Source organism: Amycolatopsis sp. NPDC102389 (assembly GCF_044765885.1).
GTDB lineage: Bacteria > Actinomycetota > Actinomycetes > Mycobacteriales > Pseudonocardiaceae > Amycolatopsis.
Genome location: NZ_JBIWKX010000093.1, coordinates 1 through 12,560 on the forward strand (window position 1 = coordinate 1; position 12,560 = coordinate 12,560).

At 68.9% G+C, this 12,560-nt stretch carries 14 protein-coding genes; 2 read left to right on the forward strand and 12 right to left on the reverse strand.

Going from position 1 to position 12,560, the window contains the following annotated elements; genetic code table 11:
* Positions 1–244: 244 nt before the first annotated feature.
* From ACIRGA_RS38800 to ACIRGA_RS38830, 7 genes are all read right to left on the reverse strand, one after another.
* Positions 245–982, reverse strand: a complete 738-nt coding sequence (locus tag ACIRGA_RS38800) for an SIR2 family NAD-dependent protein deacylase (protein ID WP_400951677.1) — start codon at positions 980–982, stop codon at positions 245–247.
* A gap of 15 nt (positions 983–997) precedes the next feature.
* Positions 998–2,197 (reverse strand): Ig-like domain-containing protein, encoded by a 1,200-nt coding sequence (locus ACIRGA_RS38805; RefSeq protein ID WP_400951682.1) that lies wholly within the window; start codon positions 2,195–2,197, stop codon positions 998–1,000.
* A 92-nt stretch (positions 2,198–2,289) separates the two neighbouring features.
* Positions 2,290–3,156 carry a patatin-like phospholipase family protein gene (locus ACIRGA_RS38810; RefSeq protein WP_400951686.1) on the reverse strand — a complete coding sequence of 289 codons (867 nt, stop codon included), beginning with the start codon at positions 3,154–3,156 and terminating at the stop codon, positions 2,290–2,292.
* Between the two features lie 9 nt (positions 3,157–3,165).
* On the reverse strand, positions 3,166–3,828 hold the full coding sequence (locus ACIRGA_RS38815; protein WP_400951690.1) for a DedA family protein: 663 nt from the start codon (positions 3,826–3,828) through the stop codon (positions 3,166–3,168).
* A 61-nt stretch (positions 3,829–3,889) separates the two neighbouring features.
* Complete coding sequence (lipA, locus tag ACIRGA_RS38820; protein ID WP_400951694.1) at positions 3,890–4,891, reverse strand: lipoyl synthase; 1,002 nt, start codon at positions 4,889–4,891, stop codon at positions 3,890–3,892.
* A gap of 37 nt (positions 4,892–4,928) precedes the next feature.
* Complete coding sequence (locus ACIRGA_RS38825) at positions 4,929–5,885, reverse strand: oxidoreductase (protein ID WP_400951698.1); 957 nt, start codon at positions 5,883–5,885, stop codon at positions 4,929–4,931.
* Between the two features lie 43 nt (positions 5,886–5,928).
* Positions 5,929–6,459, reverse strand: a complete 531-nt coding sequence (locus tag ACIRGA_RS38830) for a hypothetical protein (RefSeq protein ID WP_400951702.1) — start codon at positions 6,457–6,459, stop codon at positions 5,929–5,931.
* 132 nt (positions 6,460–6,591) lie between these two features.
* Here ACIRGA_RS38830 and ACIRGA_RS38835 point away from each other — a divergent pair, with 132 nt between their 5' ends.
* Together ACIRGA_RS38835 and ACIRGA_RS38840 are read left to right on the forward strand one after the other, a co-directional pair.
* Complete coding sequence (locus ACIRGA_RS38835; protein WP_400951706.1) at positions 6,592–7,209, forward strand: TetR/AcrR family transcriptional regulator; 618 nt, start codon at positions 6,592–6,594, stop codon at positions 7,207–7,209.
* A 24-nt stretch (positions 7,210–7,233) separates the two neighbouring features.
* Complete coding sequence (locus tag ACIRGA_RS38840) at positions 7,234–8,169, forward strand: LLM class F420-dependent oxidoreductase (protein WP_400951709.1); 936 nt, start codon at positions 7,234–7,236, stop codon at positions 8,167–8,169.
* An 84-nt stretch (positions 8,170–8,253) separates the two neighbouring features.
* On the opposite strand, the gene lipB is transcribed toward ACIRGA_RS38840, so the two are convergent.
* From lipB to ACIRGA_RS38865, 5 genes are read right to left on the reverse strand one after another with little or no spacing between them, the layout of a single operon-like run.
* Complete coding sequence (gene lipB, locus ACIRGA_RS38845; protein ID WP_400951712.1) at positions 8,254–8,997, reverse strand: lipoyl(octanoyl) transferase LipB; 744 nt, start codon at positions 8,995–8,997, stop codon at positions 8,254–8,256.
* A 10-nt stretch (positions 8,998–9,007) separates the two neighbouring features.
* Positions 9,008–9,622 (reverse strand): phosphatase PAP2 family protein, encoded by a 615-nt coding sequence (locus ACIRGA_RS38850; RefSeq protein ID WP_400951718.1) that lies wholly within the window; start codon positions 9,620–9,622, stop codon positions 9,008–9,010.
* Positions 9,619–10,503, reverse strand: a complete 885-nt coding sequence (locus ACIRGA_RS38855) for a TIGR01777 family oxidoreductase (protein ID WP_400951723.1) — start codon at positions 10,501–10,503, stop codon at positions 9,619–9,621. The genes ACIRGA_RS38850 and ACIRGA_RS38855 overlap by 4 nt, the downstream gene beginning before the upstream one ends.
* 14 nt (positions 10,504–10,517) lie before the next feature.
* Complete coding sequence (locus tag ACIRGA_RS38860) at positions 10,518–11,018, reverse strand: ArsR/SmtB family transcription factor (RefSeq protein ID WP_400951727.1); 501 nt, start codon at positions 11,016–11,018, stop codon at positions 10,518–10,520.
* Positions 11,019–11,040: 22 nt separating this feature from the next.
* A complete protein-coding gene (locus tag ACIRGA_RS38865) occupies positions 11,041–12,123 on the reverse strand; it encodes a serine hydrolase (protein ID WP_400951732.1) in 1,083 nt (360 codons plus the stop codon).
* Positions 12,124–12,560 lie beyond the last annotated feature (437 nt).

Sequence of the window (12,560 nt, forward strand, 5' to 3'; positions counted from 1 at the left end):
TGCAACCGAAGGGTTGTGGGAGAGTAGGACACCGCCGGACTAACATTAGAAAAGAAGGGTCCAGGCCCCGGTCGAGAACCACGAGTTCTCCCGGGGCCTGGACCCTTTTCTCATGCCCGAAACCCGTCACACCCGTGATTGAGCACGTCATTCGCGTGTCCAGAGACGTAACTCGCGTGATCAGACGAGTTACGCGTTCAAACACGCGAATGACGAGGCTGGACACGCGAGTTACGGGGTGGGGTTATGGGGTCAGGGCGGGGAGGGTTTCGGCGAGGGGGCCGCGGACGACGGCGGAAGCCATGGAGTCGTAGGGCGTCTCGGAGCCGTTGCAGATGACCACGGCGGCGCCGGCCCGGGAAGCGACGCTCACCAGTGAGGCGGCAGGCTGCACGCTCAGCGAAGACCCGGCCACCAGCAGCAGATCGCTGTCCGCGACGGCGGCCCGCGCGGCCCGGAGCAGGTCTTGGTCCAGGTGCTGGCCGAACGACACCGTGGCCGACTTCAGGATGCCGCCGCACACCAGGCAGGCTGGATCGGATTCGCCCGCCCGGACGCGCTCCAGCGTCGAGCGCATGTCCCGGTGATCGTCACAGGACAGGCACTCGGACTCGAACATCGTCCCGTGGAGTTCCAGCACCCGCTCGGGCGGAGAGCCCGCCTTCTGGTGCAGCCCGTCGATGTTCTGGGTGATGATCCGTGTCGGCGACAGGCGCTCGAGCGCGTAGTGCGCCGCGTTCGGCACGGCGTCCCAGCCGGGATGCACCAGCCGCGCCTGCCAAGTCCGTTCCCGGACCTCACGGCTGCCTTGATACGCCTTGAGGTTCGACATCTTCTCCGCGGCCGGATCGCGGGTCCACAGCCCCTGCGGGCCGCGGAAGTCGGGGATCCCCGAATCCGTGGAGATCCCGGCGCCGGTCAGTGCGACGACCCGGCCGGCGCCGGCCACGAGTGAGCGGGCCGTGCTCAGCGTGCTGGTCACCGGCCCATCATGCCTCTATTTGAGCGCGCTGCCCGCTTGCCAGTCCGCCCACGACTTCGACCAGTCGCCGTAGAGGTCCCACACCGGCAGCTGCGGGCCGCCGGAGTTGGTCACCTCGACGACGTCGCCGAGCCCCAGGTTCTGGTAGAACCACTGCGCGTTGGCGGCGTTGAGGTTGATGCAGCCGTGCGACACGTTCGAACTGCCCTGCGCGCCGACACTGTTCGGGTTCTCGTGGACGAACTCGCCGTCGTTGGAGATGCGCAGCGACCACTTCTCGTTCGACTTGTAGTACCCCGGCTGGCCCTGGCAGACGCCGTACGTGCACGAGTCCATCGTGTAATTCTCGTGCTTGTCCGAAATGACGTGTGCGCCCAAATGGGTGGGCGTGGCGTCCTTGCCCATGGAAATGGGCATCGATTTCGCGAGCTGGCCGTTGTGGAAGATCTGCATCTGCTCGGTGTTGCCGTCGGCCTTCGCGACCCAGGAATCGTGCACTTTGTACGTTTCGGTCCGGTCGGTCGCGCCGTACACGCCATTGCCGAAATCGACGCCGTAGATCATCGCCGACACCTTGAGCGTGGTCCCCGGCTGCCAATACACCTTGGGCCGGTAATGGACGTTCTTGTCGTCGATCCAGTACCAGGAGCCCTCCTGCTTCGGCGTGGACTCCACGGCCAGCTTCTTCTCCACATCGGCCTTGTTCTTCACCGGCTGGCCGAAGGAGAACACGATCGGCTGCCCGACGCCGACACCACCGGACGCGACCGCCGAGGGTGCCGGGATCAGGTTCGGGTTCGCCTGCTGCTTCGGGCTCAGCGTGGAAACCCTGCTCTGCTGCTCGACAGGCTTTCCGTCGGTGCCCTTGGCGTGCGCCACGATCTTGTAGGTGCTGCCGTAGCCGAGCGGTTCGGTGGTCTTCCAGCTGAGCCCGTCGCTCGCCAGTTCGCCCTTCACCTGGTTGCCCTTGTCGGCGTTGGAGACGGTGACGTCGATCAGTTTGCCGTGTTCGGCTTTGACCACCACGGGAGTCGCCGGATTGACGTTCGTGCCGCCCGCCGGATCGATGGTCACCGAAACCGGGCTTTCTGCCGACCCCGAGTCGGTGCCGGAGGAATTCGAAGTACCTGAGTCGCCGGAGGACGAGCATGCCGAGATCAGCAGTATCGCGGCGAGTATTCCGGCCGTCGAAAGTAATGTCTTCTTGGGGAACATATAGGTCTCTTTTTACGTCGCTCGAACAGCGGAAAGTTCTCTTTCAAAAGTACGCGACGAAGAAGACGTGATCGATGCCGGATGGTTGCCTGTCACGCCACGACAAGACCTGGGGCACCATAAAGACCGGGGCCATCCACGCTCAATTCACCCAAATAGGTCTTCGCGGCGTCGTAGGCTTCGGCGGTCAGCGTCGCGGTGTGGCTGAAGTCCAGCGGGCTGACCCGCACCGGCTTCGGCCCCGGCACGTAGATCACGGGCACTTCGGCCGCGGCGATCGGCGCCTCCAAGACCGCCTGGTTCCGCATGCTGATCATCGCGGTGAACATCATCACCTCGGCGAAGGTCTGCGGAGTGCCGGGCATCTTGCCGGGGAAGGCGCAGTCGAGGACGACGAGCGACTTCGCGCCCATGGCGAGCGCCTGGCGCATCGGCACGTTGGCGACCAGGCCGCCGTCGTAGAGCATGCGTTCTCCGAACGGCACCGGCGGATAGATCCCCGGGATCGCGCAGCTGGCCAGCAGGGGCGCCAGGACGGGCCCGGAACGGATCAGCAGCGGCTCGGCGGTGTCGACGTCCGTCGCGACGACGCCCAGCGGCAGCGCGAGATCTTCGAACCGGACGCCCTCGCCGATGTGCTCGTCGACGATCGCGGCGAGCCCGGTGTTGGGGAACAGGTTGGTCTTGCTGTGCCGCAGGGTCCGCACCTGGCTGAGCACGCCGCCGGGGAACGCCTCGTGCCGCGTCATCCGCGACCAGATCCGGTCGAGCCGGTCGCTCGATTCGTCCCCGAGGGCGAGGACGGCGGCGTTCAGCGAACCCACCGAGGTGCCGACGACGAGGTCGGGAGCGATACCCGCTTCCGTGAGGGCCCGCAGCATCCCGACCTGCATCGCCCCGAGACTGCCGCCTCCGCCGAGGACGAAACCGATCGGCTGGGGCAGGTTCAGGGCGGCCATGCCCGGAATCTAGTCGCCCGCGCCGATCTTCGCCGGGGTGGCTTCTTCGGCTGTGACGGCGAGCGCTTTCTTCTTCTTGTAGCGCAGCAGGAAGAACACGGCGGCACCGACGAGTACGCCGACGATGACCAGGCCGCCGGTGTTGAGCGCGCCTTCGACCTTCTTGGCGGCCTCGCCGAGCGCGGCGCCGATGCCGATGTGGATGGCCGACCAGCAGGCCGCGCCCGCCGCGGCGGCGGGCAGGAACTTGCGGAAGGGCAGGCCTGACGTGCCTGACGCGGCCGGGGTCAGCGTGCGGATCACCGGGAGGAACCGGGCGAAGAACACCGCCCACGCGCCGCGGCGTTCGAGCACGCCCGTCGCCTTGTCCCAGGCGTCGAGGCCGTACTTGCGGATCAGCTTCGTCTCGCGCAGACGCGGGCCGAAACGCTTGCCGATCGCGTAGCCGAGGGAGTCACCGAGTGCGGCGCAGACCGTCACGACCGCCCACAGGGTCAGAAAGCGCGAGACCGACGTCGCCGTCGTGGCCGCGACCAGCAGCCCCGATTCACCGGGAGCGATGAAGCCGAGCCCGATGGTGCATTCGGCGAACACCAGTCCGCCGGTCGCCGCGACCAGTCCCGGTTCCGGGAGTCCCTGCAGCCAGTTCAGAAGATCGGTTACCAACGCCACCAGGTCACTTTACTGATTCGTGACCTGGTGGGTGGCGATGTCGCGAAGAGGGTGACCGGAGTCACCGAGCCAGCAGCGAGCTGGCCTCCTGGGCCGCGGTCCCTTCGGCGGCGAGGTGCGCCAGGTTCTCCGACAGCGGTTCGCCGCGGCGGGCCTTGGTCTGCGCGAAGAGTCGTCCGGCACGGTAGGACGACCGGACCAGCGGCCCGGCCATGACGCCGGCGAAGCCCATGGCCTCGGCGGCGTTCGAGTGCTCGACGAACTCTTCGGGCTTGACCCAGCGGTCCACCGGATGATGCCTGGGCGAGGGCCGCAGGTACTGGGTGATCGTGAGGATCTCGCAGCCCGCGTCGACCAGGTCCTGCATCGCGGGCGCCACCTCTTCGGGTGTCTCGCCCATGCCGAGGATCAGGTTCGACTTCGTCACCAGACCGGCTTCGCGGGCCTTGGTGATGACCTCCAGCGACCGCGCGTAGCGGAAACCAGGACGGATGCGCTTGAAGATCCGCGGCACGGTCTCGACGTTGTGCGCGAGCACCTCGGGGCGGGAACCGAAGACCTCAGCGAGCTGGTCGGGGTCGGCGTTGAAGTCCGGGATCAGGAGCTCGACACCGGTTCCCGGGTTCAGTGCGTGGATCTGACGCACGGTTTCGGCGTACAGCCACGCGCCGCCGTCTTCGAGATCGTCACGCGCCACACCGGTGACTGTCGAGTAGCGCAAGCCCATGGCCTGCACGCTCTCGGCCACCTTGCGCGGCTCCGTGCGGTCCAGTTCGGCCGGCTTACCCGTGTCGATCTGGCAGAAATCGCAGCGCCGCGTGCACTGGTCCCCACCGATCAAGAACGTGGCCTCACGGTCTTCCCAGCACTCGTAGATGTTGGGACAACCGGCTTCTTCGCAGACGGTGTGGAGGCCTTCGCGGCGCACCAGGCCTTTGAGTTCGGTGAACTCCGGACCCATCCGCGCGCGGGTCTTGATCCACGACGGCTTCTTCTCGATGGGAGTCTGGGAATTCCGGACCTCGAGCCGCAACAGCTTGCGGCCATCTGGGGCAGCACTCACACAGCCACCCTACGCCCGCCGGAGTAGTGGCCGCCGCTCACGCGGGGTCGGGGGTGACGCCCGTCAACTTGGTGGTCACGTCCCACAACGCGACGCCGAGCGATTCGCTCCTCGCGGCGGCGAGCGGGCGCACCTTGACCGGTGCGCCGCGAAGCCCGCCGAGCCCGCGCGGGCCGATGTAGTCGCCGCCTTCGACCTCGGGAGCGGTCGCCGCGAACAGTTGCGGGAGCGTGCCCTGACGGGCGCTCTGCGCGATGAAGATCTCGCCGATCCGGTTGCCGCCGGCCACGAGCGCGCGCACCACCGGGTTGCGGTAGGAGCGGGCCATCCCCGAACCGAGCCCGGTCCACGTGTAGCCGGGGTGCGCGGCCACGCTGATGACGTCCTCGCCCGCGGCACGCAGCCTGCGGTCGAGTTCGAGCGCGAACACCTGATTGGCGAGTTTCGACTGGCCGTAGGCCGAACCCGGGTTGTACATCCGGCGTTCGAAGTTCGGGTCGGCGACGTCGATGCGCGCGCCCGTCGCCGCGACACTCGACAGGGTGACGACGCGCGCTCCCGAGCCGTTGCGCAGTGACGGCATCAGCAGCCAGGTCAGCACCGCGTGCCCGAGATGATTCGTGCCGAACTGGGTTTCGAAACCGTCCTTGGTGTGGCCGCGCGGGGTCGCCATCACGCCCGCGTTGTTGACCAGGACGTCGAGCTTGTCGTCCGTCAGTTCCTGGACCTTCTTCGCGGCTTCGCGGACCGAGCCGAGGTCGGCGAGATCCAGCCGGACGAGCTCGGGTGCTTCCCCGGTCGCGGCCGCGCGCACCTGCTCCAGCGCCTTGGCGCCACGCTCCGGCGACCGGCAGCCGAGCAGCACGCGGGCCCCCTTGCCCGCGAGCACCTCGGACATCCGCAACCCGAGCCCCGAGTTCGCGCCGGTGACGAACACCGTCCGGCCGGTCTGATCCGGGATGTCGGCCTCTGTCCAGCGCGTGTGAGCAGCCATGCGGGTCACCTAACTACATCGTCGGTCGTGCCGCTACGCCGGATCAGGCGCTCGGCGCGAGCAACCGGAGCAGGTGACCCATGGGGCTGCGGCGGCGGGCGGGTTTCGCGTGCCGCCCGTGCCGGAGCAGGGTGGCGAACGCGCTGCCGACCTGGGTGATCTCGTCGGCCGGTTCGTCGCCGTCGGCCAGCCCCGCCGTCAGCGCGAGAGTGCGCAGTTCGGCTTCGTGCGACGGGATCAGCGCGGGGCACCGCTCGAGGGCCGCGTCGAGAACGGCGCGGAGGGTCTCGTGTTCGGCGGTGGCGCTGTTCCAGGCGCGGGTGACGGCTTCGACCCTGTCGAGCGCGAGGTCCTGGTCGGCGTAGTCCGGATCGGTCATCTCGGCGCGGAGGTGACCGGCGAACACCTGGTTCCACTTGTACCGAAGCGCGACCAGAAGCTCCTCTTCGGTCGCGAAGTACTTGGTGGCGCCGGGGATTTCTTCGAGTGAGATCGCGTCGGACGGGTGGTGACCCGCCTGGCGCAGTGCGGCTTCGAGGATGTCGCGCCGCTGGTAGAAGTCGTTCCAGCTCATGATGTGGGCTCCCCTCCGTGACCCGGTTCATACCGCAGGTTTGCGGCATACTCCCGGTACGGACCTGACAGCAGCCAACATACCATGGGTATGGAGCGGGACCGGCGGCGTAAAGTTGTGAAGGTGGCGACAATGAGGTCAAGGCGGCTGGACTATTCCGAGTCCACCCGGTCGGCACTCGTCGAGAGTGCCGTGGAGCTGTTCACCAAACGCGGGTACGCCGGCACGTCTCTCGACGAGATCGCCAAGCGGGCCAGGGTGACGAAAGGCGCGCTCTACCACCATTTCAGTGGCAAGCAGGCGCTGTTCGAGGCTGCCTTCGACACCGTCGAAAGCCAGGTCTTCGACCGGCTCGAAAAGATCATGAACGGCCCGGCCTCGCCGTGGGAGCGGGCGCTGTCGGGGCTGCGAGGCTTCCTGCAGAGCTGCCTCGACCCGGCGTACCAGCGCATCGCGATCCACGAGGCGCCGGTGGTGATGGGCTGGGAGCGCTGGCGAGAGGCGGAGGAGCGGTGCAGCTTCGGCCTGGTCCGCACCGGGATCCAGTCGCTCATCGAGGTCGGCGAGGTCGACGACGTCCCGGTGGACGTCACCGCGCGGCTGCTGTTCGGCGCGCTGTCGAGCGCGGCGATCGAGATCGCGAGTTCGCCGGAGCCGAAGAAGGTCAGCGCCCAGGTCGAGGAGGTCCTGGTGCGGCTGCTCGTCGGGTTCCGCCGTGTTCCGCCCGCTGAGCAAGGGAAAGCGAGCTGATCGCCGCGTCTATAGGGTGGCGGCGTGGACCTCAGGATCTTTACCGAGCCCCAGCAGGGGGCCAGCTACGAAGACCTGCTCCGGGTGGCGAAGGCCACCGAGGACGCGGGTTACGACGCCTTCTTCCGCAGTGACCACTACCTGAAGATGGGTTCGGCGACCGGGCTGCCGGGGCCGACCGACGCGTGGATCACCCTCGCGGGACTCGCCCGCGAGACCCGCCGCGTCCGGCTGGGCACGCTCGTCACCGCCGCCACCTTCCGGCATCCGTCGGTGCTCGCGATCTCGGTCGCGCAGGTGGACCAGATGTCCGGCGGCCGGGTCGAACTCGGCCTCGGCTCGGGCTGGTACGACGACGAGCACACCGCCTACGGCCTCGATCTGCCGCCGATCAAGGAGCGTTTCGACCGCTACGCCGAGCAGCTCGCGGTCGTCACCGGCCTGTGGGAGACGCCGGAGGGGGAGACGTTCTCCTTCGACGGCGAGCACTACAAGCTCGCCGGCTCGCCCGGCCTGCCCAAGCCCGCGCAGCGGCCCCGGCCGCCGGTGATCATCGGCGGCGGCGGCAAGAAGCGCACCCCGGTACTCGCCGCTCGTTACGCGGACGAGTTCAACCTGCCGTTCGTCGGCCCGGAGTTCGCCGCCGAGCAGTTCGGCCGGGTCGACGACGCCGCGCGCGAAATCGGCCGCGACCCCAAGGAGATCATCCGGTCGGCCGCGCTCGTCGTCGCCGTGGGACGTGACGACGCCGAGGTCGCGAAGCGTGCTTCGGTGCTCGGGCGCGAGGTGTCCGAGCTGCGGGAGAACGGGCTCGCCGGGACGCCGTCGGAGGTCGTCGAGAAGGTCGGGCAGTGGCGCGAGAAGACCGGCATCACCCGGCTCTACCTGCAGCTGCTGGACCTCTCGGATCTGGACCAGATCGAGCTGATCGCTTCCGAGGTCGCCCCTCAGCTGGACTGAAGCTTTGCGCGTGAAGGCCCGGTCCGTGAAGGCCTCCTTGAGGGACTCTGGGTCCTTCAAGGAGGCCTTCACGGACAAACGGGCTCAGTTCTGCAGGGCGAAGGTGACACCGGGGGCGGCCGGCGCTTCGGGGCGCGGCAGCCAGCGCTCGTCGCTCACCGGCAGATCGCCTTCCAGCGCCGCGAGCACGGCTTCACGCGCCATCGGCAGCACCGAAGCCACGGTGACCTCGCGGTCGAGCTCGTAGGAAAGCGAAGTCACGCCCGCGTCCCGGATGCCGCACGGGACGATCTTGTCGAAGGCGCCCAGATCGGCGTTGCAGTTCAGTTCGAAACCGTGCATGGTCACGCCGCGCTGCACGCGGATGCCGATCGCGGCGATCTTCCGCTCCACGCCGCGGTCGTCGGCGGGGATCCAGACGCCGCTGCGGCCCTCGACCCGGCCGGTGTGCACGCCGAGCTGGTCGCAGACGGTGATCAGGGCCTCTTCGAGACGCCGCACGTAATGCACGACGTCGATCGGATCGGCGAGTTTGATGATCGGGTACCCGACCAGCTGGCCGGGCCCGTGCCAGGTGATCTTGCCGCCGCGGTCGACGTCGATCACCGGCGTGCCGTCGGTCGGCCTGTCCTCGGCTTCGGTGCGCTTGCCCGCCGTGTACACCGACGGGTGTTCCAGCAGCAGCATGGTGTCCGGGCCCTCGCCGTCGGCACGGGCTGTCACGTGCCGGCGCTGGAGTTCCCAGGCTTCGGTGTAGTCGATCGTCCCGATCTCGCGGACGTCGACGGGCTCGGTGGCGGCACGGCATGACGTGGTCGAAGAGCTCACGTCAGCGACACTACGCCGGGTCTTTCGGCAGGGGGAGCAGGCCCAGGGCGGCCGCCGAGATCAGGCCGACGCCGCCCACCGCGAGCACGGATCCCGCGGTGTCGGTCAGCCAGTGCACGCCCAGCACGATGCGGCAGAGCGCGCCGAGCACCGTCGCGGCGGCGGCGATCGTGATCGCCGGGCGCGCGAGGTGCGGACGGGCCCACGCGCACAGCAGCACCGCGACGAACCCGGTGCACGCGACGGCGACCACGTGTCCGCTCGGATAGCTTAGATCGGGGAATTCGCGAGGCCGCTCCCGGTAGAACACCGGTTTCGCGATCAGGCTGGTCATCCGGCACAGCAGGAGGACGACGGCCAGCTTGACGCACAACACGGTCAGGTCCCGGCGTCGCCAGGCGAGCACCACCAGCACCGCGCCCAGCGCGAACGGCAAGACCGGGCCGAGGACGTTCGTGATCACGCCCGCCACCTGTCCGGCGGCCTGGGTGTGCTGGCCGCGGAACATGTCGGCGAGGGCGACGTCCACCGGCGGCGGCCGCTCGTCGACGGACAGCCCGAGTGTGACGAAGCCGACCAACAGCAGGAATCCGGTGAGGGTGTACAGCCCGCGCTGCGCGGTCATGTCGCGGCGGCCAGCGCGTCCTCGAGGGTCGGATGGCGGAAGGCGTATCCCGCCTCCTCCAGCACACGCGGCAGGGCACGCTGCCCGAACAGCGCCATCTCCTCGGCCGCTTGCCCGAGGGCGATCTTCATGGCGAAACCGGGCACCTGCCAGATCGCCGGCCGGTGCACGGCGCGGCCCAGCGCCTTCGTAAAGGCGGCGTTCGTAGCGGGCTGCGGCCCCGACAGATTGACCGCACCCGACAGCGATTCGTTCTCCAGCGCGAAAACGATCGCGCCGACCTCGTCTTCGAGCGAGATCCAGGGCATGTACTGCTTGCCGTCGCCGAGTTTTCCGCCGAGCCCCAAGCGGAACAGCGGCCGCAGGACGTCCAGCAGCCCACCCTCGCGCGCGAGCACCAGCCCGGTGCGGACGCGCACGACCCGGGCGCCGGCGGTGGCCGCGGTCTCGGTGGCGCCTTCCCAAGCCGTGCAGAGCCCGGCGAGGAAACCACGTCCCGCCGGACTCGTTTCGTCCACAAGGGACGGACCGGGATCGCCGTAGTAGCCGACGGCGGAAGCGTTGACCAGCACGGGGATCCCGTGTTCGGCCACGGCTTCCGCGAGGACCTCCGTCGGTTCGACCCGGCTGTCGAGAAGGACCTGTTTGCGGGCCGCGCTCCAGCGTCCGGGCAACAGCGGCGCGCCCGCGAGGTTCACGACGGCGTCGACGCCGTCGAGCGCGCCGTCGGCGATCTCCCCGGCGGGAGGATCCCAGCGGCGCTCGTCGGCCGCCCGCTCCTCCCGGCGGACGAGGCGGACGACCTCGTGCCCGGAACGGCGTAACCGGGTCGTCAGGGAGGTGCCGATCAGTCCGCTCGCGCCCGCGATCAGAACTCGCATGATCCGATCGTGTCCTATCCGCGATCCGGTCGCACGCTCAGGTTCTTCAGTTGCCCGGCGACGTCCGACGCGGCGGTGAGCAGCACCAGCACCGGGATCGTCGCGGCGGGACGAAGCCGGTAGCTGCCGCGCTTGTCCTGCTCGACGATCCCGGCGCCGGTCAGCGCCTTGAGATGGTGGTACAGCTGGCCGGGCGACCCGAGTTCGGCGGCCTCCTGCAGGGCGGGCGCGGTCTGCGCGCCCTTCTCGGCCAGCGTCCGCACGAGCGCCACCCGCGCGGTGCTGGACAGGGCCGCGAGCACCTCGACCCGCGGCCCGTCCGCGAACCCCAGCATCGGACCGGGCGTGATGTTGATCGCCCAGCTCAGTTCGAGGGGCTCGGTCAGCTCGCCGTGGTAGCCGACCAGCCCGCCGGGGCTCGCCGGCGGTTCGGCCTGGTGCTGACTGTTCTGTTCTTCGAGCGCGGCGACCCGTGCTTCGAGAGCGGCGATCCGGCCGTCGAGCTCAGCGTCCATACCGGCTATCTATACCTTCGCCTCAGCAGAGCGCTCGTTCCAGGGCGGCGAAGCGCGCCGGATCGGACAGCGCCGCGATCAACGCGTCGAGGAGCGAGGAGGCGTTCGCGGTGTCCTGATCGGACACACCGGTGAGCAGGACGGCGGCGGTGCCCGAACGCCCGCCCGGCCAGCGGACGGAAAGCCCCATCGTCAGTGAGCGTGGCAGGTTCCCGCCCTTGTAGAGCACTTCGCTCGCGCCAGCGGGCACGCGGTCGGGGACCGTCCGCGCCAGGATCTCGCGCGCGGGTCGGTACAGCCCGTTCGCGATACTCCGGTGCAGCGCGAACAGATCCGTCGCCGAGCCTTGGCCGTGCCCCTTGAACCACCGCCACACCTCGTCGGGGTCGCTCGTCACGTCCGGCCAGCGTTCGAGCACTTCGGCGCGGAACGCCGGATCGCGGACGAACCGGCGTGCGACCGCGTCACCCATCGCCCGCCGGACGGCGACCGGGCTGCCGGGCGGTGGCGCGTACTCCGGCATGACCAGCATCAGGATCTCGCCGCCGAGCGAACGCGTGTCCGGCCGGAGCCAGCCGCCGCATGCCGCCGCGCGCTGAAGGGCGGGATCGCCGAGCCGGGTGCGGAGATAGTCCGTGGCGGCGTTGTCACTGAAGAGGATCATCGCTTCGGCGAGCCTGATCAGAGGGACACGCTGTTCGGGGTCCTTGGCGATGCCGTAGTCGTCGCAGGGGATGCCGAGCCACTTGAGCGCCTGGAGATGCGCGCGTCCGTCGCCCGCGAACGGGTGGTGGGCGTCCCAGTCGCCCACCCGGATCTGTTCCTTCGGGTCGAGCCCGCCCTCGGCGACCGCGACGGCGTACGCGCTCAGGTGCACGACCTTGATCGACGACGCCATCACCCGCCGGACGTCGGGGTTGCGCGCGGCGCGGCGGCCGGCGCCGTCGTCGATCAGGACGGAGACATCACGCCGGTGTGCGGCGATCCAATCGAGCCAGCCCTGTTCGGTCGTCGTGTCCGGCGCGGCCGCGCTCGCGGTTCCCGGCAGCAGCAGCGCGGCCGACCCCGCGGCGGCGCCCGCCAGCAGATGACGTCTCGTCAGCATGGTCAACACCCTCCCTCTTGTTTTCCGTAATTCCGGAATACTAGAGTCCGAGGCGGCTGTCAAACCCTCTCCGCATTCAGAGGACTAAATACGGAGGAGAAAGGCGAGCGAAGGGGGCTTCCCCGTATCCGCGCGGGGTGCAGACAGGGCTTCAGTGTCCACAAAGGACATCTTCCGGCGATTGGGTGTCCGATTGATTCCTTTGTGTACGGTTCTGCAGGGGGGCGTGAGTGCTAATGAGGGTTATTGAGCCGAAGGTCAAACGTGGCGTGTTCTCGGGCGGGCCGATGGTGGACTGAAGGCTCCCTTCGTCGCGTCTAATGCGGTGAAAGGAGCCTTCGGCCCTGGTCAAGCCCGGGTCGTGGGGGGGGGGGGGGGGGGGGTGGCGGGCCCCCCCCCCCCCCCCCCCCCCCCCCCCCCCACCCCCCCAACACCTG

What these genes read in the sequence shown, in the direction of transcription:
- ACIRGA_RS38860 (WP_400951727.1), bottom strand. Translation starts at nt 11,018, where the DNA reads ATGGACGCTGAGCTCGACGGCCGGATCGCCGCTCTCGAAGCACGGGTC.
- ACIRGA_RS38825 (WP_400951698.1), bottom strand. Translation starts at nt 5,885, where the DNA reads ATGGCTGCTCACACGCGCTGGACAGAGGCCGACATCCCGGATCAGACC.
- ACIRGA_RS38805 (WP_400951682.1), bottom strand. Translation starts at nt 2,197, where the DNA reads ATGTTCCCCAAGAAGACATTACTTTCGACGGCCGGAATACTCGCCGCG.
- ACIRGA_RS38850 (WP_400951718.1), bottom strand. Translation starts at nt 9,622, where the DNA reads ATGACCGCGCAGCGCGGGCTGTACACCCTCACCGGATTCCTGCTGTTG.
- ACIRGA_RS38830 (WP_400951702.1), bottom strand. Translation starts at nt 6,459, where the DNA reads ATGAGCTGGAACGACTTCTACCAGCGGCGCGACATCCTCGAAGCCGCA.
- ACIRGA_RS38810 (WP_400951686.1), bottom strand. Translation starts at nt 3,156, where the DNA reads ATGGCCGCCCTGAACCTGCCCCAGCCGATCGGTTTCGTCCTCGGCGGA.
- ACIRGA_RS38855 (WP_400951723.1), bottom strand. Translation starts at nt 10,503, where the DNA reads ATGCGAGTTCTGATCGCGGGCGCGAGCGGACTGATCGGCACCTCCCTG.
- ACIRGA_RS38865 (WP_400951732.1), bottom strand. Translation starts at nt 12,123, where the DNA reads ATGCTGACGAGACGTCATCTGCTGGCGGGCGCCGCCGCGGGGTCGGCC.
- ACIRGA_RS38835 (WP_400951706.1), top strand. Translation starts at nt 6,592, where the DNA reads ATGAGGTCAAGGCGGCTGGACTATTCCGAGTCCACCCGGTCGGCACTC.